The sequence below is a fragment of the Janthinobacterium sp. BJB301 genome, from assembly GCF_002735685.1.
Classification (GTDB): domain Bacteria; phylum Pseudomonadota; class Gammaproteobacteria; order Burkholderiales; family Burkholderiaceae_D; genus Janthinobacterium; species Janthinobacterium lividum.
In genome coordinates this window covers 2,121,216-2,148,019 of sequence record NZ_PDZJ01000001.1, presented here as the reverse complement: position 1 = coordinate 2,148,019, position 26,804 = coordinate 2,121,216, and the positions used below count along the sequence as shown (strand labels likewise).

29 protein-coding genes are annotated in these 26,804 nt (G+C 62.7%); 22 read left to right on the top strand and 7 right to left on the bottom strand.

Going from position 1 to position 26,804, the window contains the following annotated elements; all coding sequences use genetic code 11:
- Nucleotides 1–64: 64 nt before the first annotated feature.
- The 14 genes from CSQ91_RS09430 to CSQ91_RS09365 all read left to right on the top strand — a co-directional run bounded on the left by CSQ91_RS09430 (nt 65) and on the right by CSQ91_RS09365 (nt 11,533).
- Nucleotides 65–664, top strand: a complete 600-nt coding sequence (locus CSQ91_RS09430) for a prepilin-type N-terminal cleavage/methylation domain-containing protein (RefSeq protein ID WP_099388638.1) — start codon at nt 65–67, stop codon at nt 662–664.
- The gene (locus CSQ91_RS09425) at nt 654–1,211 is read left to right on the top strand and encodes a type IV pilus modification PilV family protein (protein ID WP_099388079.1); all 558 of its coding nucleotides are present in this window, start codon (nt 654–656) and stop codon (nt 1,209–1,211) included. Before CSQ91_RS09430 ends, CSQ91_RS09425 begins: the two co-directional genes overlap by 11 nt.
- Complete coding sequence (locus CSQ91_RS09420; RefSeq protein WP_099388078.1) at nt 1,208–2,095, top strand: prepilin-type N-terminal cleavage/methylation domain-containing protein; 888 nt, start codon at nt 1,208–1,210, stop codon at nt 2,093–2,095. The genes CSQ91_RS09425 and CSQ91_RS09420 overlap by 4 nt, the downstream gene beginning before the upstream one ends.
- Nucleotides 2,092–2,544, top strand: a complete 453-nt coding sequence (locus CSQ91_RS09415) for a hypothetical protein (RefSeq protein ID WP_070256806.1) — start codon at nt 2,092–2,094, stop codon at nt 2,542–2,544. Before CSQ91_RS09420 ends, CSQ91_RS09415 begins: the two co-directional genes overlap by 4 nt.
- Before the next feature lie 131 nt (nt 2,545–2,675).
- Nucleotides 2,676–3,635 carry an agglutinin biogenesis protein MshI gene (locus CSQ91_RS09410; RefSeq protein WP_099388077.1) on the top strand — a complete coding sequence of 320 codons (960 nt, stop codon included), beginning with the start codon at nt 2,676–2,678 and terminating at the stop codon, nt 3,633–3,635.
- A complete protein-coding gene (locus CSQ91_RS09405; RefSeq protein ID WP_099388076.1) occupies nt 3,632–4,294 on the top strand; it encodes an MSHA biogenesis protein MshA in 663 nt (220 codons plus the stop codon). The genes CSQ91_RS09410 and CSQ91_RS09405 overlap by 4 nt, the downstream gene beginning before the upstream one ends.
- Nucleotides 4,294–4,977, top strand: a complete 684-nt coding sequence (gspM, locus tag CSQ91_RS09400) for a type II secretion system protein GspM (protein ID WP_099388075.1) — start codon at nt 4,294–4,296, stop codon at nt 4,975–4,977. Before CSQ91_RS09405 ends, gspM begins: the two co-directional genes overlap by 1 nt.
- A complete protein-coding gene (locus CSQ91_RS09395; protein ID WP_099388074.1) occupies nt 4,962–5,351 on the top strand; it encodes an MSHA biogenesis protein MshK in 390 nt (129 codons plus the stop codon). Before gspM ends, CSQ91_RS09395 begins: the two co-directional genes overlap by 16 nt.
- 38 nt (nt 5,352–5,389) lie before the next feature.
- A complete protein-coding gene (gene mshL / locus CSQ91_RS09390) occupies nt 5,390–7,177 on the top strand; it encodes a pilus (MSHA type) biogenesis protein MshL (protein ID WP_099388637.1) in 1,788 nt (595 codons plus the stop codon).
- Nucleotides 7,178–8,083, top strand: a complete 906-nt coding sequence (locus CSQ91_RS09385) for an ExeA family protein (RefSeq protein ID WP_034781117.1) — start codon at nt 7,178–7,180, stop codon at nt 8,081–8,083. It abuts the gene before it with no gap.
- 17 nt (nt 8,084–8,100) lie between these two features.
- Nucleotides 8,101–9,156: a tetratricopeptide repeat protein gene (locus tag CSQ91_RS09380; protein ID WP_257217270.1), complete on the top strand. Its 1,056-nt coding sequence runs from the start codon at nt 8,101–8,103 to the stop codon at nt 9,154–9,156.
- 26 nt (nt 9,157–9,182) lie between these two features.
- On the top strand, nt 9,183–10,085 hold the full coding sequence (locus CSQ91_RS09375; RefSeq protein ID WP_099388073.1) for an alpha/beta hydrolase: 903 nt from the start codon (nt 9,183–9,185) through the stop codon (nt 10,083–10,085).
- An 88-nt stretch (nt 10,086–10,173) separates the two neighbouring features.
- Nucleotides 10,174–10,845 carry a DUF2625 family protein gene (locus CSQ91_RS09370; RefSeq protein ID WP_099388072.1) on the top strand — a complete coding sequence of 224 codons (672 nt, stop codon included), beginning with the start codon at nt 10,174–10,176 and terminating at the stop codon, nt 10,843–10,845.
- A gap of 229 nt (nt 10,846–11,074) precedes the next feature.
- Complete coding sequence (locus CSQ91_RS09365; protein ID WP_099388071.1) at nt 11,075–11,533, top strand: nuclear transport factor 2 family protein; 459 nt, start codon at nt 11,075–11,077, stop codon at nt 11,531–11,533.
- Between the two features lie 38 nt (nt 11,534–11,571).
- On the opposite strand, the gene CSQ91_RS09360 is transcribed toward CSQ91_RS09365, so the two are convergent.
- The 3 genes from CSQ91_RS09360 to CSQ91_RS09350 form a co-directional block, all read right to left on the bottom strand.
- Complete coding sequence (locus CSQ91_RS09360; protein WP_034781130.1) at nt 11,572–12,675, bottom strand: HD-GYP domain-containing protein; 1,104 nt, start codon at nt 12,673–12,675, stop codon at nt 11,572–11,574.
- A 54-nt stretch (nt 12,676–12,729) separates the two neighbouring features.
- Nucleotides 12,730–13,908, bottom strand: coding sequence for a pyridoxal phosphate-dependent aminotransferase (locus CSQ91_RS09355; RefSeq protein WP_099388070.1), 1,179 nt, complete (start codon nt 13,906–13,908; stop codon nt 12,730–12,732).
- Between the two features lie 83 nt (nt 13,909–13,991).
- Nucleotides 13,992–14,426, bottom strand: coding sequence for a putative toxin-antitoxin system toxin component, PIN family (locus CSQ91_RS09350; protein ID WP_034781135.1), 435 nt, complete (start codon nt 14,424–14,426; stop codon nt 13,992–13,994).
- A 30-nt stretch (nt 14,427–14,456) separates the two neighbouring features.
- Here CSQ91_RS09350 and yaaA point away from each other — a divergent pair, with 30 nt between their 5' ends.
- The gene (gene yaaA, locus CSQ91_RS09345; RefSeq protein ID WP_099388069.1) at nt 14,457–15,227 is read left to right on the top strand and encodes a peroxide stress protein YaaA; all 771 of its coding nucleotides are present in this window, start codon (nt 14,457–14,459) and stop codon (nt 15,225–15,227) included.
- Between the two features lie 37 nt (nt 15,228–15,264).
- On the opposite strand, the gene CSQ91_RS09340 is transcribed toward yaaA, so the two are convergent.
- Nucleotides 15,265–16,068, bottom strand: a complete 804-nt coding sequence (locus tag CSQ91_RS09340; protein WP_034781139.1) for an outer membrane protein assembly factor BamD — start codon at nt 16,066–16,068, stop codon at nt 15,265–15,267.
- 89 nt (nt 16,069–16,157) lie between these two features.
- Here CSQ91_RS09340 and CSQ91_RS09335 point away from each other — a divergent pair, with 89 nt between their 5' ends.
- Nucleotides 16,158–17,183: an RluA family pseudouridine synthase gene (locus CSQ91_RS09335; protein WP_034781141.1), complete on the top strand. Its 1,026-nt coding sequence runs from the start codon at nt 16,158–16,160 to the stop codon at nt 17,181–17,183.
- Nucleotides 17,183–17,968, top strand: a complete 786-nt coding sequence (gene pgeF, locus CSQ91_RS09330) for a peptidoglycan editing factor PgeF (RefSeq protein WP_099388068.1) — start codon at nt 17,183–17,185, stop codon at nt 17,966–17,968. The genes CSQ91_RS09335 and pgeF overlap by 1 nt, the downstream gene beginning before the upstream one ends.
- Before the next feature lie 16 nt (nt 17,969–17,984).
- Here pgeF and CSQ91_RS09325 read toward each other — a convergent pair whose 3' ends face one another.
- On the bottom strand, nt 17,985–18,209 hold the full coding sequence (locus tag CSQ91_RS09325; RefSeq protein ID WP_306508607.1) for a hypothetical protein: 225 nt from the start codon (nt 18,207–18,209) through the stop codon (nt 17,985–17,987).
- A gap of 91 nt (nt 18,210–18,300) precedes the next feature.
- Between CSQ91_RS09325 and phaC the strand changes: the two genes are divergently transcribed.
- From phaC to rimO, 3 genes are all read left to right on the top strand, one after another.
- Nucleotides 18,301–20,046 (top strand): class I poly(R)-hydroxyalkanoic acid synthase, encoded by a 1,746-nt coding sequence (phaC, locus tag CSQ91_RS09320; RefSeq protein WP_180278385.1) that lies wholly within the window; start codon nt 18,301–18,303, stop codon nt 20,044–20,046.
- Nucleotides 20,047–20,271: 225 nt separating this feature from the next.
- The gene (gene phaR / locus CSQ91_RS09315; protein WP_010399000.1) at nt 20,272–20,835 is read left to right on the top strand and encodes a polyhydroxyalkanoate synthesis repressor PhaR; all 564 of its coding nucleotides are present in this window, start codon (nt 20,272–20,274) and stop codon (nt 20,833–20,835) included.
- Nucleotides 20,836–21,029: 194 nt separating this feature from the next.
- Nucleotides 21,030–22,385 (top strand): 30S ribosomal protein S12 methylthiotransferase RimO, encoded by a 1,356-nt coding sequence (gene rimO / locus CSQ91_RS09310; RefSeq protein WP_170846336.1) that lies wholly within the window; start codon nt 21,030–21,032, stop codon nt 22,383–22,385.
- Between the two features lie 82 nt (nt 22,386–22,467).
- On the opposite strand, the gene CSQ91_RS09305 is transcribed toward rimO, so the two are convergent.
- Entirely contained in the window at nt 22,468–23,043 is a 576-nt protein-coding gene (locus CSQ91_RS09305; RefSeq protein ID WP_099388067.1) for a PEP-CTERM sorting domain-containing protein, read from the bottom strand.
- Between the two features lie 207 nt (nt 23,044–23,250).
- Here CSQ91_RS09305 and CSQ91_RS09300 point away from each other — a divergent pair, with 207 nt between their 5' ends.
- Entirely contained in the window at nt 23,251–24,417 is a 1,167-nt protein-coding gene (locus CSQ91_RS09300; protein ID WP_099388634.1) for a cystathionine beta-lyase, read from the top strand.
- A 36-nt stretch (nt 24,418–24,453) separates the two neighbouring features.
- On the opposite strand, the gene CSQ91_RS09295 is transcribed toward CSQ91_RS09300, so the two are convergent.
- Nucleotides 24,454–24,816, bottom strand: a complete 363-nt coding sequence (locus CSQ91_RS09295; protein ID WP_070256844.1) for a DUF4870 family protein — start codon at nt 24,814–24,816, stop codon at nt 24,454–24,456.
- A gap of 86 nt (nt 24,817–24,902) precedes the next feature.
- On the opposite strand from CSQ91_RS09295, the gene CSQ91_RS09290 reads away from it, so the two are divergent.
- Entirely contained in the window at nt 24,903–26,798 is a 1,896-nt protein-coding gene (locus CSQ91_RS09290) for a serine hydrolase domain-containing protein (protein WP_180278384.1), read from the top strand.
- The last annotated feature ends 6 nt before the right edge of the window (nt 26,799–26,804 follow it).

The window sequence follows — 26,804 nt, the reverse complement described above, 5'->3', positions numbered from 1 at the left end:
TTCCTTGCGCACCACCAGCCCAACCCCAGGCGCCAGCCCGTTGGGCTTTTTTACGGGCCATCCATTGCAGCAGCCACCGACAGACTTTCCGCATCCGCATCGCCAAGCAGGGCCGCCACGCTCCCTGCGGCGTACGGCTGCGCGCGGCTTCACCTTGATCGAGCTGGTGGCCGTGCTGGTGCTGGCGGGCTTGCTGGCGACGTTTGCCGTCAACCGGTTTTTCCAGCGCGACACTTTTGACGCGCGCAGTTTTGCCGACCAGGTGACGAATATCGTGCGCTATGGGCAAAAGCTGGCGGTGGCGCAAAACCGTGCCGTGTTTGTGCACATCGATGCCAACAGCGTGGCGCTGTGCTTCGATGCCGGTTGCAGCGCTGACCAGAAGGTGGTGCCGCCCACGGGCACGAACAGCGGCAGCAAGGAAACGCAGCAGTATTGCCCGCGGAGCAATTGGCTGTGCGAAGGCCGTCCGTCCGGCGTTGCCCTGTCCACCGATGTGACAGGCGAGCCCAGCTTTTATTTCGATGCGCTGGGCAAACCGTATGCGCAGGACGATGTATTCCCGGCGCCATCGGATTTCCCGGCGCGGCTGAAAATCAGCATCCAGGGCGACGGCACGGAGCGCGTCGTCACGGTCGAAGGGGAGACGGGCTATGTCCATTAGCCAGCGGCGCCGGCGTGAACGCGGCGTGACCCTGATCGAACTGGTGCTGTTCATCGTCATCGTCGGCCTGGCCTCGGCCGCCATCCTGGGCGTGATGAGCCTGACGACAAAGCACAGCGCCGACCCGCAGCTGCGCAAGCAGGCGCTGGCAATTGCCGAAGGCATGCTGGAAGAAATCCAGCTGGCGCGTTTCACGTATTGCGATCCGCAAGACCCTGCCGCGCAAACGGCCACCAGCCCGGCCGGCTGCGCCATCCCGGAAGTGGCCGGACAAGAGCCAGGCGGCGTGACGCGGCCTTTCGACAACGTCAACGATTACGTGAGCGCGTATGGCACGGCCACGAATTACAAGACGGATGCGCAGGGCGCCGTCTGGGCTGCAGGTTCCCCCCAGGAATACGTTGCCTCTGTGGTGATCACCCAGGCAGCCCTGAACGGCTTGCCCGCCACGGAAGGTCTGCGTATCCAGGTGACGGTGCCGTATGCCGACCAGCAGATCGTGCTCGACGGCTATCGCGTGCGCTATGCGCCGAACAGTATCCCATGAAAAATTTTTTTGACGCCAGGCGCCTTGCGCGCGGCTTTACCCTCGTCGAGATGGTCATCGTGATCGTCATCACGGGCATCATCGGCACCATGGTCGCCGTCTTCATCCGCGTGCCCGTGCAGGGCTATATGGATGTCGCGGCGCGCGCGGCGCTGGCCGACACGGCCGATACGGCGGCGCGGCGCCTGACGCGCGACGTGCGCCTCGCCCTGCCCAACAGCGTGCGCGTGTCGAACAACGGCCTGTTCCTGGAATTGCTGCTGACCAAGACGGGCGGACGCTACCTGAGCGACAGCGACCCGTCGGGACTGGGCAGTGTGCTGAGCTTCGAGACGTCTCCCGCCCTCGGCGTTCCGGGCAGCTTTAGCGTCGTCGGCGCCATGCCCGCCAATGCGCTGGGCGCGCGCCAGGCGATCCAGGTGGGCGACCAGATCGTCGTCTACAACCTGGGCGGAGCTTACGCGCCGAACAATGCATATGCGTGCAGTCCGGCAAACGGCTGCAACCGCGCGGCAGTGACGGGCGTGGCCGGCAATGTCGTCACGCTTGGCAGCTATCCTTTCGCGACGGCGCCGGCGCCGCTGCCGTCGCCGTCGAACCGTTTCCAGGTGGTGTCGACGCCCGTGACCTATGCGTGCGATCTGGCGACCGGCACCTTGACCCGTTACGCGGGCTATGCCATCCAGGCCACCCAGCCGGTTGCGGCGGACTTGAAGGACGGCGCACTGCTGGCGCGCCAGGTAACGGGGTGCGCCTTCAGCTACACCGTGCTGGCCAATGTGCAGCGGGGCTTGGTGAATATCAGCCTGAGCCTGGGCGCGGCGAACAGCAATACGGGCGTGCTGCGCCTGGTGCAACAGGTGCAGGCGAGGAATACGCCATGACGCATTTGCTGCGCCACCGCGCGCGCCGCATGCGCGGTTTCAGCCTCGTCACGGCCATTTTTCTGCTGGTGGTGCTGGCCGCGCTGGCGGCCGTGATGGTGAATATCTCCACCTTCCAGCAGACGGAATCGGCCATGGACGTGCAGGGCGTGCGCGCCGAACAGGCCGCCCGCGCCGGTCTCGAATGGGGTTTGCAGAAACAGATCAGCGCGGGCCTGACCACTGGCGCGGCATGTCTCGGCGCCACCACGTTCAGCTTGCCGGCCGGCACGACGCTGTCGGCGTTCAGCGTCACCGTGCAATGCAGCACGGCCACGGGGCCCGGCACCTTGACCAGCTGGACCATCACGGCCACGGCTTGCAACCAGCCAGGAGCCGCCGGCTGTCCGAATGCGGGCAATAACGCCGATTATGTCCAGCGCCGCCTGCAAGCCGTGTTGTCGCAGTAAGGTCAACTAGGTGAAAAAAAGATCGCTAATTTATTGTTTTTACACAATAAAGTTGGCTTCATGAATTAAAATTGGCTGGATGCATTATCTGCGCGACAAGATCGGGCAGGCACTTACACTGGATAGTTCGCATGGGTTTATTCGCAAGAGCAAAGAAGTACGATGGCTGGCTGGCCACGGCGTTTGGCCGCGAAGGCGTCAGCGCTGTCGTTGTCGAACGTCCCGCCGGCGGCATGCCGCGCGTGCGGGGCGCCAGTTACCAGGCGGCCGCGCGGCCTGCGCCGGCCGAGGTGCTGGAAAAACTGGGCAAGGAGCTGCAGGCGGCAGCGCGCCACTGCACCAGCGTGCTGGCCGGTGGCGAGTACCAGCTGCTGTCGCTGGAAGCGCCGGCCGTGCCGCGCGAGGAGCTGAAGACGGCCGTGGGCTGGCGTTTGAAAGACATGCTGGACTTTCCCCTGGCCGAGGCCACCATCGACGTGTTCGACATCCCCGGCGACCCGAACGGCACCCAGCGGGGCAGCAGCGTGTTTGCCGTCGCCGCGCGCAACAGCGCCGTGTCGCGCCGCCAGGCGCTATACGCGGAATGCAAGATCGGCCTGTCCGTGATCGATATCCCCGAGATGGCGCAGCGTAATATCGCCACCTTGCTGGAAACACCGGGACGCGGCATCGCCGTGCTGTCTTTCGATGGCGACGGCGGCTTGCTGACCATGAGTTTCAATGGCGAACTGTACCAGGCGCGCCGCATCGACGTGACTGTGACGCAATTGCAGTCGCCCGACGCCAGCCAGTACTACGACCGCGTCACCTTGGAACTGCAGCGCTCCTTCGACCACTTCGACCGCCAGTTCCATTTCATTTCGCTGTCCCGATTGATGCTGATGACGGGCGCGGCCGATGGCTTGCACGCATATCTTGCCGACAATCTCTACATGCCCGTCGAGCAGCTGGACCTGGCCACGGTGCTGGACTTGTCGCAGGCCCCCGAGCTGCGCGACCCCGCCATGCAGGCGCGCTATTTCCTGGCCATCGGCGCAGGCTTGCGCGAGGTTGGCCTGCACCCGGGCAGGCACGAAGGGAAGGGCGCATGAGCCAGCAGATCAATCTGTTCAATCCCCAGTTTGAACTGAAAAAACACCATATGTCGGCGCGCACGGCCAGCCTGGGCCTGGGCGGCCTGGCGCTGGCGCTGCTGGCCGTGGGCGTGCTGGCCCAGCAAGCTTTGACCGGCCTGGCGCAGCGCGAAGCGGGCGTCAAGGCGGCGCTGGCGCAAGGCGAGGCGAAGCGCGACCAGATTCTGCGCGATTATCCTCCACGCAAGAAAGACCCGGCCCTGGCGCAGGAACTGGCGGCCGTCGAGGCACAGCGCCAGTTGCTGCAGGATGCGTCAAACGTGCTGGAAAGCGGCAAGCTGGGCAATACCCGCGGCTATGCCGGCTATTTCCGCGCGCTGGCGCAGGCCAGGGTCGAGGGCGTATGGCTGACGGGCGTGGATATCGCCGGCGCCGGCAATGATTTCGGCTTGCAGGGCCGCGCCTTGCATGCGTCGCTGCTGCCCGCCTACATCACGCGCCTGGGCCAGCAGGAAGTACTGCGAGGCAAGACCTTCGCCAGCCTCGACATCGGCCAGCCCGAGCAGCCGGCCGTGGCTGAGGGCAAGACGCCTGGCCTGCCTTATATCGCGTTCAGCCTGCAATCTGCGGATCGTGCCGCCACGCCGGCAAAACCTGTTGCCGGAGGAACACACTGATGCTGCCCTTGCTGAAGAAATGGGCCACCGCCTTTGACGCCCTCAGCCTGCGCGAGCGGCTGATGGTGTTCGGTGCCGCTGCGGCCGCCGTCCTGTTCGTGTTTTATTTCATGAGCTTCAATCCCCTGTTGGCGAAACGCGCCGCGCTGGAAGCGAGCATTGCACAAAAACAAAGCCTGTTGACCGCGACGAACAAGGAAATCGAGCTGACCATGCTCGCCCACGCCACCGATCCCGACCAGGAAGCGCGCACGCGCCTGGTGGCTTTGCAGGCGGAAACGGCGTCGCTGGCGCAGGCGCTGCGCGAGCAGCAGCATGGCCTGGTGGCGCCCGAGCGCATGGTCACCTTGCTCGAGCACTTGCTGCGCCGACACGCCGGATTGCGCGTGGTGTCGCTGAAAACCTTGCCCGCCAGCGCCGTGGGTGTGCGCCAGGCCGATGCAGCGAACGTCGATGCCGCTGCCAAGGCACCGAGCCCGGCACCCTTGCTGCACCAGCATGGCGTGGAAGTGGTGCTGCAAGGCAGCTATGCCGACATGGTGCAGTACATGCAGGCGCTGCAAGCGATGCCGACGCGCGTCTTCTGGGGCGCCGCCCACCTCGATTCTGCCAGCTACCCGGGCGCCACCCTGACCCTGACCTTACATACCCTCAGCATGGACGATACATGGATCGCACTTTGACCTTAGCTCCCGCACTGCGGGCGCCTTTCCTGGCGCTGAGCCTGGCATGGCCGGGCGCGCAGGCACAGGCGCTGGACGACCCGACGCGCCCGCCGGCGGCCCTGTGGGCGCCGGCCAACGCCGCGCCCGTCGTCGCGGCCCGGCCGCAGCTGCAATCGGTGCTCATCTCAACCCAGCCGGGCGGACGCCGCCTGGCCGTCATCGATGGCCAGACAGTCAAGGTCGGCGGCAAGGTGGGCGATGCCATGGTGACGGAAATCCACGACACGGCCGTCGTGTTGCGGCGTGGAAAATCACTGGAAACCTTCAAGCTGTATCCGAGCAGCAAGACCGACAATAAGACCGGTCGCAAGACCGACCGCAAGCAGGAGTAGAAGAAGTGGCCAAGCAACTCAATCAACACAAGGCGAGCATGTTCAAGATCAGTACGATGGCGGCTGTCATCAGCGTCAGCCTGGGCCTGGGCGGCTGCAACGTCGCGCCCGTCAAGCGCGACACCTATAATGCGATCACCGATGCCGTCAAGGGCGCGGCGGCCACCACGGCGCCAGCGGCTCAGCCGGACGCCGTGGAAGCGGCGCTGCTGCCGCCCGTGGCGGCCCTGGCCCAGCAATTGCCAAAGGCCCGCGCGGCGCTCGACGAGCGCTTCAATGTGGCGTTCAACAATGTGCCGGCGCGCCAGTTCTTCACCTCCATCGTGGCCGGCACGCGCTACAACATGCTGGTCCATCCCGACATCGGCGGCACGATTTCCGCCAATCTGAAGGACGTGACCTTGTTCCAGGCGCTCGACGCCGTGCGCGAACTGTATGGCTACGATTACAAGGTCGAGGGCACGCAGATCTACATCAAGCCCCTGACCATGCAGACGCGTTTGTTCCACGTCAATTACCTGACGGGCGCGCGCCGCGGCAGTTCCAACCTGCGCGTTTCGTCGACGTCGGTGGGGTCGGTCGGTTCGACCAATTCCGGCGGCTCGGGCAACAGCGGAAATGGCGGCAATAACAATCAGGGCAACAACAACGAGCAGAGCCAGCAAACGAATGGCGGTCAGGGCGGCCGTACGCTGGACAGCAGCAACCTGACGACTTCGTCCACGGCGGATTTCTGGCCGGAATTGAAGGCGGCGCTGGAAGCCATCGTCGGCAGCGCCGAAGGCGGGCGGCAAGTGGTACTCAGCCCGCAGTCGGGCGTGATCGTCATCCGCGCCATGCCGGAAGAGCTGCGCAATGTCGACATGTATTTGAAGGCCACGCAACTGTCCGTCGACCGCCAGGTGATCCTGGAAGCGAAAATCCTCGAAGTCGAACTCAACGACAACACGCAGACGGGCATCAACTGGGCCTCGTTTGCCTCGATCAAGAGCGGCCATACGAACCGCATTTCGACGGGTTTCATCCAGCCGGGCGGCACCCTGGCGCCGCTGCCGTTCAATGGCGGCCAGCCGCCCAACATGACGAATGGCAGCGGCTTGACGGCCAGCAGCGGCTTTGGCCTCAGTTCGGCGGCGAATTCGGCCGGTTCCATGTTCGGCCTGGCTTTCCAGACGGCCAATTTCGCGGCCATGATTTCCTTCCTGGAATCGCAAGGCTCCGTGCATGTGCTGTCGAGCCCGCGCATCGCCACCATGAATAACCAGAAGGCCGTGCTGAAGATCGGCACGGACGAGTTTTACGTGACGGGCGTGTCGACCACCACGAATACGACGGCCAGCGGCGCCACCACCAGCCCCAACGTGACCTTGCAACCGTTCTTTTCCGGCGTGGTGCTGGACGTGACGCCGCAGATCGATGCGGATGGCAACATCATCCTGCACGTGCACCCATCCGTCAGCCAGGTGTCGACCATCAGCAAGGAAATCGACCTGGGCAGCGCCGGTTCGCTGAAACTGCCGCTGGCCGCATCGAACACATCCGAGATGGACAGCATGGTGCGCAGCCAGGATGGCCGCATCGTCGCCATCGGCGGCCTGATGCGCCAGGCCACCACGGCGGACCGCTCGCAAGTGCCGGGCGCGGGAGATATTCCCGTGCTGGGCGCGCTGTTCCGCAATACGGGGCAGGTAATCCAGAAGCGCGAGCTGGTGGTGCTGATCAAGCCGACCATCGTCGATGGCGCCAATAGCTGGAATGAGGACTTGCTCGATTCGGGCAAGCGCATCGAGGCGCTCGACCCGCGCCGTCCGTCGGAGCGGCGCTAAATGTACCAGGCCCATTTCGGCTTGCGCGAGGCGCCGTTCGGCCTCACGCCCGATACCAGTTTCTTTTTCAACGGCCCGCAGTCGCAAAAGGCGCTCAACACCCTGCTGGTGGCGGCGCGCAACGGAGAGGGCTTCATCAAGATCACTGGCGAAGTGGGCACCGGCAAGACTTTTCTTTGCCGCAAGTTCATGCAATCGCTGGGGCCGGACTTCGTCACGGCCTACATCCCGAATCCGAACTTGCCGCCCCGTTCGCTGATCCTGGCGCTGGCCGACGACCTCGATGTATTGCTGGAAAAAGATGCTGATCAGCATCAATTGCTCAAATCCCTCAACTTGCGCCTGCTCAACCTGGCGGCGCAGGGCAAGCGCGTGCTGCTGTGCCTGGACGAAGCGCAGGCGATACCCGTCGACAGCCTCGAAGCGCTGCGATTGCTGACGAACCTAGAAACGGAAAAGCGCAAGCTGCTGCAGATCGTGCTGTTCGGCCAGCCGGAACTGGACGTCAAGCTGGCCCTGCCGGAAATCCGCCAGCTGGCGCAGCGCATCACCTTTCACTACCACCTGGGTCCGTTGTCGCGCGACGACGTGGATTTCTATGTGGCGCACCGCCTGCGCGTGGCTGGCTTTGATGGCGCGCGCCTGTTCAGCCGTGGCGGCGTGGGCAAGCTGTACCAGGCGTCTGGCGGCATCCCGCGCCTGATCAACATCATGGCGCACAAGGCGCTGATGGTGGCGTATGGCGAAGGCCGGCAGCAGGTGAGCGGCCGCCACGTGGCGCTGGCCGCCAGCGATACCCTGGCCAGCAAGCCGCGCCGCTTTTGGCGCAAGCCGTGGCCATGGCTGGCTGGCGCCGGCGTGCTGGCCGCCGCCTGCGGCGTGAGCTGGACTTTATTGAACCGATGACGAAGATGAGCCTGTAGATGAGCCTGATTAACAAGATGTTGCAAGACCTCGATGCCCGCGGCACTCCCGATGGACGCGGCGACGCGGCCGGCATCCGCTCCGTGCCCGAACGCGAGCGGGGCGTGTCGCGCGCGCTGGTCTTCGGCGGCGCTGCCGGCCTGACGGCCGCCGCCATCGCCCTGGGCTGGGTTTACCTGAAGCGTCCGGCCGTGCCGCCGGTGCTGGTCAGCGTGGCCAGCACGCCTGTTTTGGCTCCTGTGTCGGCCCCGGCGCCTGCCGCCGTTGCTCCCGCGCCCGTGCCCGTCGCGGCGGTGGAACCCGAGCCCGTGTTCCTGGCCGAGGAGGCCGCCCCCGCACCGAGCAAGGCGCGGCCCGTCGAATTGCGCCGCGTCGTGGAAAAAGCCGCCAAGCCCGCCGCCGCGCCCATGGTGAGGACGGCATTGCCCGCTGCCAGCGAACGCATCATCGACGGCAAGCAAGTCACTGCGCAGCAGCGCGTGGAGAACGAATACCGGCGCGCGCTGGCCCAGTTGCAGGATGGCCGCGTTTCCGACGCCATGCTGGCCTTGCAGCAGACCCTGCAGATGGACCCGCGCCACCAGGGCGCGCGCGAAACCCTGGTGCGCCTGCTGCTCGAAGCGCAGCGCCCGGACGAGGCGGCCCGCCAGCTGCAGCTGAGCCTGGCGCTGGACCCGAAACAGCCGGCGCAAGCCATGATGCTGGCCCGTTTGCAGCTGGACAAGACGAGCGGCGGCGCGGCGGCCCTCGACACCCTCATGCGCAGCCTGCCGTACGCCAGCGACAGCGGCGAATACCATGCCTTCCTGGCCGGCGTACTGCAGCGCGAACAGCGCTACCGTGAAGCGTCCGAGCACTACCAGCAGGCCCTGCAGACGGCGCCCGACAACAGCGTCTGGTGGATGGGCCTCGGCATCGCCTTGCAAGCCGACAACCGCCCGGCCCAGGCGCGCCAGGCGTTCGAGCGCGCCAAGGGCTTGCAAACTTTATCTCCCCAGTTGCAGGCGTTTGTCGAGCGCAAGCTGGTGCAGCTGACGGCGGCGACGGCGAAGTAACTTTTACCTCAAAGAAAGAAACCAGATTGAAGCCTCTCCATCTGCTCATCGTCCTTTGCTGCCTTGCCAACAGCGTACTTGCCGCGCCTGCCAGCGCGCCTGCCAGCTACGTTCTGGACAATACGGAAGTGCGCGATATCCGTGCGCAAGCCCTGAAGCGCGATTATCAGCTGTATGTCGCCTTGCCCGATTCCTATCGGCAGGGGAATAAACGCTATCCGGTGCTGTTCGTCGTCGATGCCAATTATTCGTTTGCCATCGTGCGCAATATCGCGCAGCGCCTGAACAAGCATGCGGGCATGGAAGAGGTGATCGTGGTGGGCTTGTCGTACGCCAACGGCGATGGCGGGGTGTACAGCCGCCGCCGCGATTACACGCCCACCACGCCACGCAAGCATGATTACCGCTCGGACATGCCGGGGCGGCAACCGGCGTTCGGCGAAGCGAAGGCGTATGGCCAGTTCATCTCGGGCGAAGTATTTCCCTTCATCGCCAGCAACTATCGCGTCAACATGCAGCGCAAGGTCTTCATCGGCCACTCCTACGGCAGCCTGCTGGGCCTGCAATTCCTGCTGACGGAACCGCGCACCTTCGAGCACTACATCCTCGGCAGTCCGTCGCTGTGGTACGACGCCGGCGTCATGTTCGACCGCGAACAGGCGTATGCCGCCAGCCACAAGGACTTGCCCGCGTCCGTATTCTTTGGCATCGGCGGCCTGGAAAAACTGGCGGCGGGCAAGAAGCGTTCGCGTTCGGAAGAGGACGCTGACATGGTGGCCGACTTGCGCGAGTTCGACGGGAAGTTGACATCGCGCAAGTATCCCGGCCTGAAGACGCGCTTGCGCGTCTTCGCGGATGAAGATCACGCGAGCGTGTTTCCTTTCGTGCTCACGCATGGATTGCGGGCGTATTTGACGTCCGCAAAATGAAGGGTGCAGGGCGCCGCCCGCCAGACAGTGCCAGCGTCGCCATGCATACTCCGACCGCCGGAAGCGGTCATCGATAAGGTCAGCTGACATGCGTACATTGAATGAATTATTGGATAGTGAAGACCCGGCGTTTCCGCTGATCAGGCAATGGGCCAGCGAGGCCGACATCCCGGTGGAATTGCTGCCGCCCTCGGCCGGCAGGGAGGATGTGCTGCTGAGCCTGCAAGTCACCACGCGTTCACCCCTCGGCGCGATCGCCTATGAAACCGGCGGCATCCTGGTGGATGACGGCTGGCTACGGATATTGGGGTCCGGCCATGACAAGCTGGGCCGGAACATTGTTACGTGGAACGAAGGAAAGGCCGAGGGCTTTCTGTTGGTGGCCGATGACGTGCTCGGCGGTTTTTTTGCCATCAACGGCGGCGCACTCGGGGCCGACCAGGGCAAGCTGTATTACCTCGCCCCCGAGACACTGGCGTGGGAAGCGCTGGAGATCGGCTACACGGCGTTCATCGAATGGGCTTTTACTCGCCAGTTGCGGCAGTTTTACGGCCGGCAGCCCGGCGATGCGCAGGACTTTGACGAATTGCCCGAATTGCCCTTGCCCGGCGAACTCTGCCTGAATTTTTATCCGTTTCTGTGGACGCAAGAAGGTTCCCTCAAGACCAGTTCGCGGCGCGCCATTCCGGTGGAAGAGCAGTGGGCGCTTAACATTGATCTGCAACAGAAGTTGCTCGATGCTCCTGCGGGCGCGAACTGAGGCATGGCTTGCGGGCGTATCTGAAGGCATCGCCATGCGCATCCCGGGCCGGCGAAATGGCGTTTCAACCCCCGATTCAAGCGCTTTGTCGCAATGGCCGGCGCGAGAAAAGGGCAAGGGGATAGCATACAGTGGGCTTTCTCGCGATGCGCCGCCCGCCAGCGAGTGTCCGATATTGCCGCGGCAGGCAACGGATGCTTCTCAATGACCTCGACCAGGATGACTACGCATGAAATTGACACTTCCACATATCCTTGCCACCTGCCTGCTGGGCGCCTTCGGTGCGATCGGCAGCGCGCACGCGGCTCCCGCCGATGCCGAACTGGTCGCCTTGGTGCAGCGCCATGCGCAGGCGCAGAGTAACTTTGATCAAGTGGCCTTGAACGCCATCACGGCGGAGAATTATGTGGAAATATCGCCGGTAGGCGAGGTGGACGGGCGTGAAAAAATGCTCGCCTTCTATGCGCCGGAGCAGAAGCGGCCGAGTCCACAGCTCCAGGTCGATGAACCGGTGGTGCGCCTGTTTGGCGATATGGCGCTCATCTCGGCGCGCCTGTCCTACCGTCTCAACCAGGATGGGACAGCCCGCAGCTTCGCCCTGCGCGCCGGTTATGTCGCTCGGCTTGTCGACAAGCAATGGCTGCTGGTCAGCGCACAGTACACGGGCATCCGCCCGCCGAAACCGTGAAGTGCCCCGTGCCTGGCGCCCGGCGTTGCCCGGTCAGTCTACAACCTCGCCTCGTCCCCCCACACATGCCGCATGCTGAAATGCAGGCCGGCATCGTCTTCGTGCAGTGACGACACGATGGCGTAACGGCTGTCGGCCGTGTCGCGGGGAGACAGTTGTGCCAGCTCGGCGGGGGCCAGCGGCGCGCCCAGCGGGTCGCTGAGCGGATGCACGTGGCCGGCGCCCCGTTGCGTCACCACTCCCAGCTCGCCGCTGCGCAGCCGCACCAGGGTGCCGGGCGGATATTTTCCCAGCAGGTTGACGAACTGTTCGCCCAGCAGCGCGTCGATGGGCACGCCCTGGTCGAGGAAGATATGCTGCAGCGCCTGGTCGGGCACGATGGAGCGGCGGTAGTTGCGCGCCGAGACGCGGGCGCAATAGCGGTCGGCCAGGCCGATCAGCTTGGCATTTTGCAGGATTTCATCGGCCGTGCGCCCCTGCGGGTAGCCGCTGCCATCGTCGTTTTCATGGTGCAGGAGCACGCAGCTCAGCCATTCCTCGTCATCGACGCCCGCGCAGCGCAGCAATTCCGCGCTTTCCTGCGGATGCTGGCGCACGATGCGCATTTCGTCGTCATTCAGGGGGCCGCGCCGGTCCTGGAAACTGTCGTGGTGGCGCAGCATGCCCACGTTCATCGTCAGCGCGGCCGCGCCGATCAACAGCAGTTCATCGTGGGACTTGTGCATGCTGCGGCCCACCAGCATGGCCAGCAAGGCCGTTTCGATGCAGTGGCGCACGGCGTAGCTGCCGGCGATCTGGTTGAGCAGGATGCTGGCCAGGGCGATATCGGCATCGTGTTCCAGCGCGCGCAGCAGTTCGCGGGCGATGTCGCGCACGTCGCGCTCGGCATTGTTTTCGCTGCGCAAGGCCAACAGCAAGCGTTCCAGGCGCTGCGCCGCCTCGTTGAGCAGGCGCAAGACGGACGGCTGGTCCGGCGTGCCCACATACAGGCCCAGCTGCATTAGCCGCCCCAGCTGTGCGCCATCCGTGATGATCTGCCCCTTGCGCAGTTGCGGGCCGGCACTATGGTCCGCGAGAAACAGATCCCAGGGCAGGGGTTCGCCGGGAACCAGGTCGGCCGGGCCGATGCGACGCTGTACCATGTTGTTGTTCCTCAGTCATTCTCTGCGCCGCAGCGCAGCAGTGCCGTATTTACATTAAATGCTGCGCAGGCGCTCCAGCGCCAGGCGCAAGGTCTCGTCTTTCTTGGCAAAGCAGAAGCGCACGATGCCCGATTCCTTGCCCTGCGCATAAAACGCGGACACGGGAATGGCGGCCACCTTGATTTCCGCCGTCAGCCATTCGGCGAACTGCGCTTCGGTCTCTTGCGAAATAGCATCGTAGCGCACGCACTGGAAATACGTGCCGTCGGCCGGCAGCAGGCTGAAGCGGCTGCCCGCCAGGCCGTCGCGGAACAGGTCGCGCTTGCGCTGGTAAAACGCGGGCAAGTCCAGGTAGGGCTGCGGGTCCGCCATGTAGGCGGCCAAGCCGTGCTGCATCGGCGTGTTGACGGTAAAGACGTTGTACTGGTGCACCTTGCGAAACTCCGCCGTCAAGGCGGCCGGGGCCGCCACATAGCCGACCTTCCAGCCCGTCACGTGATACGTCTTGCCAAAGCTGGAAACGATGAAGCTGCGCGCCGCCAGTTCCGGGTTGCGCGAGAGCGACGCATGCGGCACGCCGTCGTACACCATGTGCTCATACACTTCGTCGGACAGGATCAAAATTTGTGTGCCGCGCACGATGTCGGCCAGCGCGGCCACATCGGCAGGGCGCAAAATCGTGCCCGTCGGGTTGTGCGGCGTATTGATGATGATCAAACGCGTCTTGCTGCTGACGGCGGCGGCGAGCTTGTCCCACGGCACGCTGTAGCCCTCTTCGACCACCTGCATGGAGACCAGCACGGGCACGCCGCCGGCCAGCGCGATGGCGGGGAGATAGCTGTCGTAGGCTGGTTCGATGACGATGACTTCGTCGCCCGGGTGCACGCAGCACAGGATGGCCGTGGTGAGCGCCTGCGTGGCGCCGGCCGTGACGGTGATTTCCGTGCCTGCGTCATAGTTGTGGCCGTACAGGCTGGCGATCTTCGCGGCAATGGCTTCGCGCAGGGGGGCGGCGCCCGTCATCATCGGATACTGGTTGTGGCCGGCGCGCATGGCGTCGCTGACGAGGTCGACCAGTTCTGGGGCGCAATCGAAATCGGGAAAGCCCTGGCCCAGGTTGACGGCGCCATGCTGGGCCGCCAGGCTGGACATGCGGGTAAACACGGTGGTACCCACGAGAGGCAGGCGGGTGGTCAGGGCGGGAGTCGGGTAGGGCAGGGACGGGCTGTTCATGAACGGTAGGGTCGCGGTGCGGAAAGTGGAATCGTTTCCCATTCTAGCGCAGCGCGCCCCGTTGCGTGTGGGGCTTTGGCGTCTCAGCCTGGCAATGCCCAGCCTTCCGGCACCATGATCTTGAACATGCCGGCCTTGGCCGTCTTGCGGGCCAATTTCAGTAGGGCCTTGTCCTTGGTGATGAGGATGTCGGCGTTGGCGTCGCGCGCCAGTTCGAGGAATTTCTGGTCATCCTTGTCCGTGCAGACGGGCAGGCGCACGCCGGAGACGGGCGGCGCCACCACGCTGATATGCGCGTCGAAGCGGGCGGCGGCGACGGCGCGGCTGGCTTCGTCGAGCGGCAGATGTTTGTAATGCAACACGACCAGATATTCCGCGCGGCAATCTTCGCGCGTGATGGCGTGCACGGCGCCGCTTTCCATGGCCGCCAGCAGCGGCGCCCAGCGCGGGTCGTTGAAGACGAACAGGTCGAGGCAAACGTTGGTGTCGAGGACGAGTTTTTGTGGAGCAGGTATCATGTCGGCAATTCTATTCTGTAGTGATAATTTATGTTGATCGTGCTTTCGCCCGCCAAGAGTCTCGACCTGGAGACGCCGCCAACAACCTCGTTGCACAGCACCCCCGATTTCCTCGACCATTCCGCCCAGCTGATCGAGCGCATGCGCCAGTTCTCGCCTGCCGAAGTGGGCAGCCTGATGGGCATTTCCGACGCCTTGTCCGCCTTGAACGTGGCCCGCTACGCTTCCTGGACGCCCAAGCTGGCGGAAGCGCGCCAGGCCATCATGGCTTTCAATGGCGACGTGTATGCCGGTTTCGAGGCCCGCAGCCTGCAGCCGGCCCAGCTCGACTATGCCCAGTCGCGCGTGCGCATCCTGTCAGGCCTGTACGGCTTGCTGCGCCCGCTGGACCTGATCCACCCGCACCGCCTGGAAATGGGCACGCGGCTGTCGACGACGCGCGGCAAGGATTTGTACGCGTTCTGGGGCGATACCATCACCAATGGACTGAACCGCACGGCCAGGGAGCAGGGCGCCAAGGTGCTGGTCAATCTTGCTTCCGAAGAATATTTTAAATCCGTCAAGCCGCGCCAGCTGGACGTGCCCGTCATCGCGCCCGTGTTCGAGGACTGGAAGAACGGCAAGTATAAAATCATCTCGTTCTACGCCAAGCGCGCGCGCGGCATGCTGGCCCGCTATGCGGCAGTCAACCAGATCCGCGACCCGCAGCAGCTGAAGCAATTCGATGTCGATGGCTATGGTTTCGTGCCGGAAGCGTCGAACGATACGAGCTGGGTGTTCCGGCGCAAGGTTGGCGAATAAGTAAAAAAACCGGGCTAGCCCGGTTTTTTATTGCAGCTTACTGCCAGAATTTCCACCACTTGCGTTCCTTGTTCACCCCTTCCGGGCTGAGGAATGCCGTGTTCGGGTAGTTCTTGGTCAGCACGCGCAAGGCATCGTCGCGCAAGTCGGTCAAGCCCAGCTTGTCATACGAGCGGTACATGATGAACAGCGCTTCTTCGATGGCCGGCGAGGCACGGAAGTCGCTGACCGTCGTTTGCGCGCGGTTGGCGGCGGCCAGGTAGGCGCCGCGGCGGAAGTAATAGCGCGCCACGTGCACTTCGTATTTCGCCATGGCATCGATCAAATAGTTCATGCGGGCCAGCGAATCGGGCGCGTATTTGCTATTTGGGAACTTGTCGACCAGTTGCTTGAAGGCCGCAAACGCTTCGCGCGTAGCTTTCGGGTCGCGCTCGGTCGGGTCTTGCTCGTACAGGAAGTTCAGGAAGCTGATCTGGTCGTTAAAGCTGATCAGGCCACGCAAGTAGTACATATAGTCTACATTGGCGTGGTTCGGATGCAACTTGATGAAGCGTTCGACGGCAGCCAGTGCCTGCGCCTGGTCTCCCGACTTATAATACGCGTAAGCGATCTCCATCTGCGCTTGCAGAGCATAGTTGCCGAAAGGATAGTTAGCCTCCAGCTTCTGGAACAGGCCGATTGCAGCTTCATAGTGCTGCCCGGCCATTTCTTCACGCGCCTCCGAGTATAATTTCGTAACGGACCAGTTTTTGGTCTCATCCACTTTTTCAGGCAACAAGCTGCAAGCGGACATGCCGAGCAGAACGACTGAAGCGACTACCAACGATAATTTTTTTTGCATGACGTTTTGCAAGAAGGTTTTAACCAAGATTTTACAATAGGCTGATTATAGCCGATGGGAATGCTGTGATATTAACTCCGAAGCCTAATTTGGCTGACCCCGCGTTTGACTCCCTTTCTGACCATGCTGCCGAAGAGGCGTTTGACGGCGATTTTGCCGCCGACGACGTCTTCGAGGAAATGGCCCCGATTACATTGGAACTGACGCCGGACGCCTGCGGCCACCGCCTCGATAAAGTCATCGCCCAGCTGGTGCCGCAATACTCGCGCAGCCGCTTGCAATTGTGGCTGGAAGCCGGTTTCGTGACCGTCGATGGAAAAGTTGCCAAACGCAACATGACCGCCTATGGCGACGAGAAGATCGTCATTCTGCCGCAAAGCGCGCCGGAAGACGAGGCTTTTAAGCCGGAAGCGATGGAATTGAACATCGTGCACGAAGATGAGCATATCATCGTCATCAACAAACCGGCCGGACTGGTCGTCCATCCGGGCCCTGGCAACTGGTCGGGCACCTTGCTCAACGGCTTGCTGCACCACTGCCCGCAGCTGGCGGGCGTGCCGCGCGCGGGCATCGTGCACCGCCTGGACAAGGATACGAGCGGCCTGATGGTCGTCGGCAAGACCCTCGCTTCGCAAACGGACCTGGTGCGCCAGTTGCAGGCGCGCACCGTCAAGCGCGAGTATTTCGCGCTCGTGTGGGGCACGCCGAAAATGGCGGGCACCATCGATGCCTCCATCGCGCGCCACCCGCGCGACCGCGTCAAGATGGCCGTCTCGGAGAATTTCACCGCCAAGCCTGCCATCACGCACTATGAATTGATCGGCAGCGGCGAACTCGATCGCCGTCCTGTGAGCCTGATGCAATGCCGCCTGGAAACAGGCCGCACGCACCAGATCCGCGTGCACATGCAGCACCTGGGTTTTGCGCTGGTCGGTGACTACGTGTACGGCAAGCAGCACCTGGTGTCCGTCTTCTCGCGCCAGGCACTGCAGGCGCGTCGCCTGGGCCTCGTGCATCCGGGCACCCTGGAAGCGTGCGAGTGGATCGTGCCGCTGGCCGATGATTTCGCTCAGCTGATCGCCACCGCCGGCATTCCCGAGCCGGAACAGGTCTGATGACGGCTGCCTTGCCTTATATCACGCCCCATTGGCCAGGCTTGCCCGCGAACGTGGGCGCGCTGGCGACCGTGCGCGCGGGCGGCGTCAGCCAGGGTCCGTATGGTGACGGGCAGGGCGGTGGCGGCTTGAACCTGGGCACGCACGTGGGCGATGATCCTGCGCATGTGCTGGCCAACCGCGCGCGGCTGGCGACCGTCTTGCCAGCGCAGCCGGCCTGGCTGTCGCAGGTGCATGGCGTGGCCGTGGCCGATGCCGGGAAGCTGGACGGTTGCGTGCCCGATGCCGACGCCAGCGTGGCCACGCAGCCTGGTGCCGTGTGCGTCGTGATGACGGCCGATTGCCTGCCGGTGCTGTTCTGCTCGACGGATGGTATGGTCGTGGGTGCGGCCCATGCGGGCTGGCGCGGCCTGGCCAATGGCGTCTTGCAGCGCACGGTGGACAGCATGCGGGCGCAGGGCGCGACGGATATCCTTGCCTGGCTGGGGCCTGCCATTGGTCCGCAGCAATTCGAAGTGGGACACGACGTGCTGCAAGCGTTCCGCGACGGCGCGCGCGATGATGTTGAGCGGCAAGTATTGAGCTCCGCCTTCGCCGCCATCGCTGGCAAGCCGGGCAAGTACCTGGCCGACATCTATGCGCTGGCGCGCACCATGCTGCTGCGCGATGGCGTGGCGCAAGTGGCGGGCGGGGAATATTGCACCGTCAGCGATGCGGCGCAGTTTTACTCGTACCGGCGCGATGGCGTCACGGGACGACAGGCCAGCTTGATCTGGCGCAAATAATCTGCACGGCAGACACTTATGTGTCTGCCGTTTTTGTTTTATCGTCTGCTGAGGCCAGCGCGCGGGCCTGCAGTTCCGCGATGCGCGCCGCCTTGCGTTTGCGTCTCCTTGAGCCCGTCAGATAGAATAGGATGGACAGCGGGATGACGCAGTACAGCACGAAGGTCATCACCCCGGCGACGATGGACGGTTCCGTCAGCGCCATGAGGCCGACGACATAGATCCAGGCAACAGCGGTCATGAGCATCATTGGTATTGGCAGTCAGTAAGAGTTTGCATGCAGGTGGCCCGGAAGTAATTATTTATCAATTCTTGAATGGATTTATATAGCTATGAACATGCCCGATCCTCAAATGATGACCAAGGAATGGATGGCGCAGATCAGCAATCCTGAACAGTGGAAGACGTGGTTCAACATGGTACCGCAGCCCCAGGGCAATCCGATTGCCGGCATTTTGCAGGATGCGGGCGCCAGCATCAAGCCGGAAGCGATCGAGCAACTGAAAAATGCCTACGTGGCCAAGCTGACGGGCTTGTGGGCCGACTTTATGGCCGGCAAGGCGCCGGAGCTGAAAGACCGCCGTTTCTCCGCACCTGCCTGGCACGCCAGCCCCCTGTCGGCTTTCAATGCGGCTGCCTACCTGCTGAACGCGGAGTTTCTCAGCGCCATGGCCGACGCCGTGGAAGCGACGCCGCACCAGAAGCAAAAGATTGCGTTTGCCGTGCAGCAAATCGTCGACGCCATGTCGCCCGCCAACTTTCTCGCTACCAATCCCGACGCCCAGCAAACCCTGATCGAGACCAAGGGTGAAAGCCTGGCCAAGGGTTTGAGCAATATGCTGGCCGATATGGGCAAGGGCCGCATCTCGCAGTCCGACGAATCGGCCTTCGAAGTGGGCCGCAACGTGGCCACCACGCCGGGTACGGTGGTGTTTGAAAATGCCTTGTTCCAGCTGATCCAGTACACGCCAAGCACCCCCACGGTACACCAGCGGCCGCTGCTGATGGTGCCGCCATGCATCAATAAATTCTATATCCTTGACTTGCAGCCGGAAAATTCGCTCGTGCGCTATGCGGTGGAGCAGGGCAATACCGTGTTTCTGATGTCCTGGCGCAATCCGGACATGAGTATGCAGCACCTGACGTGGGACGATTACGTCGAGCAAGGCGTGATCGAAGCCATCCAGGTTACGCAGGAAATCAGCGGCCAGGACAAGCTCAATATGTTTGGCTTTTGCGTCGGCGGCACCATCGTCTCGACGGCGCTGGCCGTGCTCAAGGCGCGGGGCGAGAATCCGGCCGCCAGCCTGACCCTGTTGACCACCTTCCTCGATTTCTGCGACACGGGCGCGCTCGACGTCTTTATTGACGAGCCGCAGGTGGCGCTGCGCGAGCAAACCCTGGCCAAGGGCGGCCTGATGTCGGGCCGCGACCTGGGCAGCACTTTCTCCAGCCTGCGACCGAACGACCTCGTGTGGAACTACGTGCAGTCGAATTATCTGAAGGGCAAGGAGCCGCCCGCGTTTGACTTGCTGTACTGGAATGGCGATGGCACCGGCTTGCCTGGCCCCATGTTCTGCTGGTATCTGCGCAACACTTACCTGGAAAACAGCTTGAAAGTGCCGGGCAAGCTGACGGTGGCCGGGGAAAAGGTCGACCTGAGCAGTATCGACGCGCCCGCTTTCATCTACGGTTCGCGCGAAGACCATATCGTGCCGTGGGGCGCGGCGTATGCCAGTACGGCCGTGCTGAACCCGAAAAAACCGAAAGCCAACCGCTTCATCCTCGGCGCTTCGGGCCACATCGCCGGCGTGATCAATCCTGCCTCGAAGAAAAAACGCAGCTACTGGAGCAATGACGCAGGCAAAGGCGCCCGCACGGCGAAAGCCAAGCCCTTGACTGCCGAGCAGTGGATGGAAGGCGCGACCGAGCACGTGGGCAGCTGGTGGCCCGAATGGGCGGCCTTCCTGGCCGAACACGGCGGCGCGCAGGTCAAGGCGCCTGGCAAGCCGGGCAACAAACGCCACGCGGCAATCGAGCCGGCGCCGGGGCGGTATGTTAAAGTCAGGGCGGACTAGTTTACAAAAGCTTCTGGCCTGGCAAGACCGGCGTAATCTCCGGTCTTGTCAAGAATCTACTTTTAGTTGCGTTGCAATAAATGCGGGAATCTACTACCCTGATGTGCAATGGAGCCGTTTTCCACTCTATAATGGAAAACGTAGGCAGGTGCGAAAGCGGACCCACGTTCGCTTTTTTTTCGGATTAACTCAGTATGCGCTGCGGCGCAATAAGTGGAACTTGTGATGAGTAGTGCAAAAAAAAGTATAGACCGCCTGATTAAAAAATATCCCAACCGCCGTCTGTATGACACGCAAACCAGTTCCTACATCACCTTGACGGACGTCAAGCAGCTGGTGTTGGACAATGAGGTGTTTACCGTCGTCGATGCCAAATCCAATGAAGATTTGACGCGCAGCATCTTGCTGCAAATCATTTTGGAAGAGGAAGCGAATGGCGCGCCCATGTTCTCGAGCAGCGTGCTGTCGCAGATCATCCGCTACTATGGCCACGCCATGCAGGGCATGATGGGATCCTACCTGGAAAAGAACGTGCAAGCGTTCACCGATATCCAGCACAAATTCACGGGCACGTCGGCCGGCAGTTTCGAAGGCAAGCCATTCAGCCCGGAAATGTGGACCCAGTTCATGAATGTCCAGGGCCCGATGATGCAAGGCATGATGAACAACTACATCGACCAGAGCAAGAGCCTGTTCGTGCAGATGCAGGAACAGATGCAAAGCCAGAGCAAGAATCTGTTCGGCACCTTCCCGTTCGTGCCGCCGGTTCCTCCAACCGACAAAAAGTAATCGATCCGATACACTCACCGGGCGATTCGGTCGCCTGGTAGTTGTATTGGCGTCATCAAAACAGCATAGTTCTGCCAGCAAGGGGCGGCTCGGGGTACAATAGCCGATTCGCCTCACCATTTTACTAGCTGCCAACTATGTCTGAAATTCACCGTATTCCCGTTCCTTCCGCCCAGCCCGAGGCCATGCTGGCCATGCCAGGTGCGGCGCCGAAAGTGGGCTTTGTCTCGCTCGGCTGCCCGAAAGCGCTGGTCGACTCCGAACAAATCCTGACCCAACTGCGCGCCGAAGGCTACGAAACGGCGAAATCCTACGCTGGCGCCGATCTGGTGATCGTCAATACCTGCGGTTTTATCGATGCTGCCGTGCAAGAGTCGCTCGACGCCATCGGCGAAGCGCTGGCTGAAAACGGCAAAGTGATCGTGACCGGTTGCCTGGGCGCCAAGAAAGATGCTGCCGGCGACGACATCATCATGAAGGTGCACCCGAAAGTGCTGTCCGTCACGGGCCCGCACGCGCTGGCCGAAGTGATGGATTCCGTCCACTTTCACCTGCCGAAACCGCATGCGCCATTCCTCGACCTGGTGCCGCCGCAAGGCGTCAAGCTGACGCCGAAGCACTATGCCTACCTGAAAATTTCCGAAGGCTGCAACCACCGTTGCAGCTTCTGCATCATCCCATCGATGCGCGGCGACCTCGTCTCGCGTCCGATCGGCGAACTGATGATCGAAGCGGAAAACCTGTTCAAGGCCGGCGTCAAGGAATTGCTGGTCATTTCGCAAGACACCTCGGCGTATGGCGTGGACGTGAAATTCCGTTCCGGCTTCTGGAATGGCCGTCCCGTGAAAACCCACATGACGCAGCTGACGGAAGCGCTGGGCGAACTGGCCAAGTCCTATGGCGCCTGGGTGCGCCTGCACTATGTGTATCCATACCCGCACGTGGACCAGATCATCCCGATGATGAGCGGTGGCCACATCCTGCCTTACCTCGACATTCCGATGCAGCATGCGCACCCTGACGTGCTCAAGCGCATGAAGCGCCCGGCCAGCGGCGAGAAAAACCTCGACCGCATCCAGGCCTGGCGCGCCATCAATCCGGACCTGACGATACGCTCGACCTTCATCGCCGGTTTTCCAGGCGAAACGGAAGCGGAATTCGAGTACTTGTTGGACTTCCTCAAGGAAGCGCAGATCGATCGCCTCGGCTGCTTCGCCTATTCGCCTGTCGAAGGCGCGACCGCCAACGCTATCGCCAACCCCGTGCCGGAAGAGCTGCGCGAAGAGCGCCGCGGCCGCGTGATGCTGCTGCAGGAAGAAATTTCCAAGAAACGCTTGCAAGCCAAGGTCGGCAAGACCGTGCGTGTGCTGATCGATGAAGTCACCCGCTCCGGCGGCGTGGGCCGTTCGTCCGCCGACGCGCCGGAAATCGATGGCGTCGTGTATGTGAAGCCGCCATTCGAGCCGCACCGCAAGCTGGCGGTCGGCCAGTTCGTCGATGTCACAATTACGTCCGCAGATGCGCATGACCTGTGGGGTGCTGCAGAGTAACGCTGTCTTGGTTGACTGATCGCGTTGATGTTGTTCTGCAAAGAGGGATCGCCAGTTGGCGGTCCCTCTTTTTTTTCGTGTGTTAAATGGCGCGGCGCCGGCGCTGCATCCAAGCGATACCGGCCAGGCCCAGCATCAGCATGGCATAGGTTTCAGGTTCGGGTACGGGGACCAGCACGGGACTGATCGTCAGCCTGGTGTCGGGCGACCAGCGTACGCGGATGCTATTCGAACCGGGATCGAAAGGATGGTAATAGGTGTAGGCGAAAGAGTCGCCCGTCTTCAAGGTGCCAAAATCGATGGTATCGGGATAGCTGCCGGTGAAATACGCTGAAATCTTCAAGCCGCCTTCAGCCGAATACTCCAGTACATTGACGCCGCAGCGCATGTAGATATTGCCATTGTTGCAGTCGTGGTAGTAGTTCTGTCCATTGAACACCAGGTTGTAGGCTTCGTTTTTCGTGATGATATTGTCGCCATTGGCATTGTTGACATTAAAGCTTCCTTCCAGGCGCAAGTCGGGGTTCCATGCGCCGCCGTTCAAGTCATCATAAAAACCGGTATAGGAAAAATTGACCAGGTAAGGCGTGGCCGGAGCGGCCAGCGCCGTCGTCGTGGCCGCGGCCAGGGCGCAAGCCAGTACTGCATTTCTCAACATGGGGTATCCCTTCAGATTGAAATGTATAAATTCAAAATATTAAAAATAAAGCATGCAAATAATACATGATTAATATTAAGCCACTATCGGATTTATTCTTTCATACACCATGCGCCTGACGCCAGTTGTACGGCGGTTTCTGAGCAAAGCCCTTACAATCAAGGCGGATCGCAATTATTGCAGTCCGCTTTTTTATTTGCCGACACCATGACCACACCCAAATCTCCGCAAACCGCGCTGATCCACAGCGATTACCAGGCGCCGCAAGGCTTTGCCGCGTTTCCCAACGCCATACATCACGCCTCGACCGTGCTGTTCAAGGATGTGGCGGCCATGCGCTCGGGCGACTGGAAAGAGAAGAATGCCTATACCTACGGCTTGCACGGCACGCCCACCACCTTCACGCTGGAAGCGCGGCTGGCCGAGATCGAAGGGGGCAAATATTGCCTGCTGGCGCCGTCGGGCCTGGCGGCCATCGCCATGGCGGACTTTGCCCTGCTGAAAACGGGCGACGACGTCTTGTTGCCGGAAAATATCTACAACCCGAACCGCGAACTGGGACGCTGGCTGTCGCAGGACTTCGGTATCACGGCCCGCTATTACGATCCGCTCATCGGCGCCGGCATCGCCGGCTTGATCCAGGAGAATACCAAGCTCATCTGGACGGAAGCGCCCGGTTCCGTGACGATGGAAGTGCCGGACTTGCCCGCCATCTGCGCAGCCGCCCACGCGCGCGGCGTGCTGGTAGCGTTGGACAACACCTGGTCGGCCGGCTTGGCCCTGCGCGGCTTTGAGCTGGGCGTGGACATCATCATGCAGGCGCTGACGAAATACCAGTCGGGCGGCTCCGATGTGCTCATGGGCGCGCTCATTACGCGCGAGCGGGCGCTGCACGACCGCCTGGCGCAGGCGCACATGCGTCTGGGCATGGGCGTGGGGGCGGACGACGCCTACCTGCTGCTGCGCGGCTTGCCCACCATGAAACTGCGCTTTGACGCCCACGATGCGGGCGCGCGCACGGTGGCCGCCTGGCTCAAGGGACGCAGCGAAATTGCCACGGTGCTGCATCCGGCTTTCGAGGATTGCCCCGGCCACGCCATCTGGCAGCGCGATTTCACGGGCGCGGGCGGCCTGTTTTCCGTGCTGTTCGATGCCCGCTACACGGAAGCGCAGACGGACCGCTTCGTCGATGCCCTGCAGTTGTTCAAGATTGGCTACAGCTGGGGTGGCGCAAACAGCCTGGTGATGCCGTACCGCATCGCGGCCATGCGCAAGGGCTGGAAGTTGCCGGGCCAGCTGGTGCGCCTGAACGTGGGACTGGAAGATCCGCAGGATCTGATCGCCGATATCGAACGGGCGTTCGCGGCGATGTAGGCAGCGGCAAGCCGTTGGCTTGCCGCGAAGCACCTTTTACATGGGCACGGGCTTGTTGTTGTTCAGGTCGAGGAAGCCGCGCAGCAAGCGGTAGGCTTTCCACAGCCAGGCCACGCCCCACACGATGAGTGCCAGCGGAATGCCGATCAGCGTGATCCACAGGATGGCGCCGACGACGATCCAGGCCGCATACCACCAGAAGGAACGGATCATCCAGCTGTGATGGCTGTGCACGAAGGTCCCGGCCGCCTCGTCCCGCTTCACATAATTGATGATGAGCGGAATGAAGGAAAATGCGCCCAGCGAAAACACAAAGCTGGCGCCATGTATCAGGTACAACCACCAGGCCAGGTTCTTGGTCTGCTGGAGTTGGGTATCCAAAATAATATCTTGTGACATGAAAGCTCCCGTCGTTGCTCAATTTTTAATTGTAACAAGCAAAGCGGCACGGGAGCGCAGTCCATGCAAAAAGGCAGAATACATTGTTGAAACGAGATCGTTATCCCACCCTGGCCGCGCGCGCCAGGTCATGGCTGCGCCAGGCCTTGCCGGCCTTGCCGGCCTTGCTGCTGTGTGCCACCGCGGCCCACGCCGCCGCCCCCCTGGAAGCGGAGTTTGCCGCTGGCTTAAAGGAAGAGGGCCTGGCGGGCGCCGTCTGGAGTGAAGTCTTGCCTGACGGAACAGTCAAGGTCGGCGCGTCCGGCTTGCGCGATGCCACCAAGAAAATACCCATGCAGGCGGACACGCGCATGCAGGTGGGCTCCGTGGGCAAGGTGGCGCTGGCGCTGGGCATCTTGCGCCTGGTCAGCGAAGACCGGCTCACGCTCGACACGCCCTTGCAGCAGGTGCTGCCGGAACTGGCGCTGAAAAATCCGTGGCAAGCCAGCGACCCCGTGCGCATCCGCCACCTGCTGGCGCATACCTCGGGCCTCGATAATGTGCGCTTCTGGCAGGCGTTCAGTCTGAACCCGGCGCCGGAGACGCCGCTGGCCGAGGCCTTTGACGGGGGCCGCAATCTGCTGCGCGTGCGCGCGCGGCCCGGCAGCCGCTATGCGTACTCCAACATGGGGTATGGCTTGCTGGGCATGGTGATCGAGAAAGTCACGGGCCAGCCGTATGAACGCTACCTCGATGCGCAGCTGCTGCAGCCGCTGGGCATGGCGGACAGCACGTTTGCCTATGTTACGCAAATGAGTACGCAAATGAGCAAGCAGGCGGGTCCGCATGCGGATCCGCGCCTGGCCATGGGCCATTTCGAGCATGGCGTGGCGCAGCCGGCCGTGCCCCAGTACCTGCGTCCGGCCGCGCAATTTACCACCACGGCGGCCGACATGGGCAAGCTGGCGCAATTCCTGATGGGCGATGGCAAGCTGCAGGGCAAGCGCTTCATCGACCTGGCGCTGATGGGCGCCCTGTCCGAACCGGCCGGCACGGATGCGGCGCAGGCGGGCCTGGCAACGGGCCACGGCCTGGCGCTGGCCGTGCGCGACCGCCACAACGTGGTGGGCGCCTGCCACCCTGGCACGGCCGTGGGTTTCCGCGCCATGCTGTGCATCTATCCGGAACAGGACAGCGCGTTTTTCGTGGCCTTCAATACAGATGCCGAGCAGGCCGACTATGAACGCTTCAACCGCCTGCTGCTACGCGACCTGGAACTGCCGCTGCGCGCGCCGGCCCCGCGCGGCACGCCCGCGCCCACGGTGGAAAACTGGCAGGGCGTGTATGTGCCGTCGCCCAGCCCCATGGCGAGCATGGCCTGGGTCGATGCCGTCTTCGGCTTTACGCGCCTGAAATGGGATGGCGAATCGCTGTTCCTGATCCCGTTCCAGGGCGAGCCGAAGGAACTGGAACCGGTGGGCGGCTTGCTGTTCCGTGCCAGCGACCGCAGCACGCCGTCGCACGTGCTGATGCAGGAGGATGGCAAGCATGTGCTCAGCGATGGCTTGCGCAGCTACGAGCGCGCGTCGATGCTGCGCATGCTGGTGCTGTGGGGCAGCCTGGCGCTGGGCGTTGCCGGCTTGCTGTACGTACTGGTGGTGGGCGTGTGGCGCGCCGCGCTGCGCAGCCTGGAGCGGGGCGACCATCTGTTCGCGCCCTTGCTGTCGCTGCTGGCGCTGCTCCTGCCGCTGCCGTTCTTTTATTTCCAGTCCTACCTGCGCCTGGGCGACGTCACCATCGCCAGCGTGCTGCTGGCGCTGGCGACGGGCGCGCTGCCGCTGGCGACGGCGTTCGGCCTGGCGCGCTGCTGGCGCAGCCGCGGCACGGCGGCCGAGGCGGGTTCGTGGGCGAAATGGGATTGGGTCGCCTTGCTGGCGGCCTTGCAGCTGCTGCTGGTGCTGGCCTGGTGGGGACTGCTGCCGCTGCGTATGTGGCAGCTGTAGCGGGCG

Coding starts and splice junctions, on each gene's coding strand:
- CSQ91_RS09405 (WP_099388076.1), top strand. CDS start 3,632: ATGAGCCAGCAGATCAATCTGTTCAATCCCCAGTTTGAACTGAAAAAA.
- rimO (WP_170846336.1), top strand. CDS start 21,030: ATGCCAGGTGCGGCGCCGAAAGTGGGCTTTGTCTCGCTCGGCTGCCCG.
- CSQ91_RS09340 (WP_034781139.1), bottom strand. CDS start 16,068: ATGCAAAAAAAATTATCGTTGGTAGTCGCTTCAGTCGTTCTGCTCGGC.
- CSQ91_RS09325 (WP_306508607.1), bottom strand. CDS start 18,209: ATGACCGCTGTTGCCTGGATCTATGTCGTCGGCCTCATGGCGCTGACG.
- CSQ91_RS09305 (WP_099388067.1), bottom strand. CDS start 23,043: ATGTTGAGAAATGCAGTACTGGCTTGCGCCCTGGCCGCGGCCACGACG.
- phaR (WP_010399000.1), top strand. CDS start 20,272: ATGAGTAGTGCAAAAAAAAGTATAGACCGCCTGATTAAAAAATATCCC.
- phaC (WP_180278385.1), top strand. CDS start 18,301: ATGAACATGCCCGATCCTCAAATGATGACCAAGGAATGGATGGCGCAG.
- CSQ91_RS09350 (WP_034781135.1), bottom strand. CDS start 14,426: ATGATACCTGCTCCACAAAAACTCGTCCTCGACACCAACGTTTGCCTC.
- CSQ91_RS09395 (WP_099388074.1), top strand. CDS start 4,962: ATGGATCGCACTTTGACCTTAGCTCCCGCACTGCGGGCGCCTTTCCTG.
- CSQ91_RS09380 (WP_257217270.1), top strand. CDS start 8,101: ATGAGCCTGATTAACAAGATGTTGCAAGACCTCGATGCCCGCGGCACT.
- CSQ91_RS09300 (WP_099388634.1), top strand. CDS start 23,251: ATGACCACACCCAAATCTCCGCAAACCGCGCTGATCCACAGCGATTAC.
- CSQ91_RS09410 (WP_099388077.1), top strand. CDS start 2,676: ATGGGTTTATTCGCAAGAGCAAAGAAGTACGATGGCTGGCTGGCCACG.
- CSQ91_RS09355 (WP_099388070.1), bottom strand. CDS start 13,908: ATGAACAGCCCGTCCCTGCCCTACCCGACTCCCGCCCTGACCACCCGC.
- yaaA (WP_099388069.1), top strand. CDS start 14,457: ATGTTGATCGTGCTTTCGCCCGCCAAGAGTCTCGACCTGGAGACGCCG.
- CSQ91_RS09365 (WP_099388071.1), top strand. CDS start 11,075: ATGAAATTGACACTTCCACATATCCTTGCCACCTGCCTGCTGGGCGCC.
- pgeF (WP_099388068.1), top strand. CDS start 17,183: ATGACGGCTGCCTTGCCTTATATCACGCCCCATTGGCCAGGCTTGCCC.
- CSQ91_RS09415 (WP_070256806.1), top strand. CDS start 2,092: ATGACGCATTTGCTGCGCCACCGCGCGCGCCGCATGCGCGGTTTCAGC.
- CSQ91_RS09420 (WP_099388078.1), top strand. CDS start 1,208: ATGAAAAATTTTTTTGACGCCAGGCGCCTTGCGCGCGGCTTTACCCTC.
- CSQ91_RS09425 (WP_099388079.1), top strand. CDS start 654: ATGTCCATTAGCCAGCGGCGCCGGCGTGAACGCGGCGTGACCCTGATC.
- CSQ91_RS09385 (WP_034781117.1), top strand. CDS start 7,178: ATGTACCAGGCCCATTTCGGCTTGCGCGAGGCGCCGTTCGGCCTCACG.
- CSQ91_RS09360 (WP_034781130.1), bottom strand. CDS start 12,675: ATGGTACAGCGTCGCATCGGCCCGGCCGACCTGGTTCCCGGCGAACCC.
- gspM (WP_099388075.1), top strand. CDS start 4,294: ATGCTGCCCTTGCTGAAGAAATGGGCCACCGCCTTTGACGCCCTCAGC.
- CSQ91_RS09295 (WP_070256844.1), bottom strand. CDS start 24,816: ATGTCACAAGATATTATTTTGGATACCCAACTCCAGCAGACCAAGAAC.
- mshL (WP_099388637.1), top strand. CDS start 5,390: ATGTTCAAGATCAGTACGATGGCGGCTGTCATCAGCGTCAGCCTGGGC.
- CSQ91_RS09370 (WP_099388072.1), top strand. CDS start 10,174: ATGCGTACATTGAATGAATTATTGGATAGTGAAGACCCGGCGTTTCCG.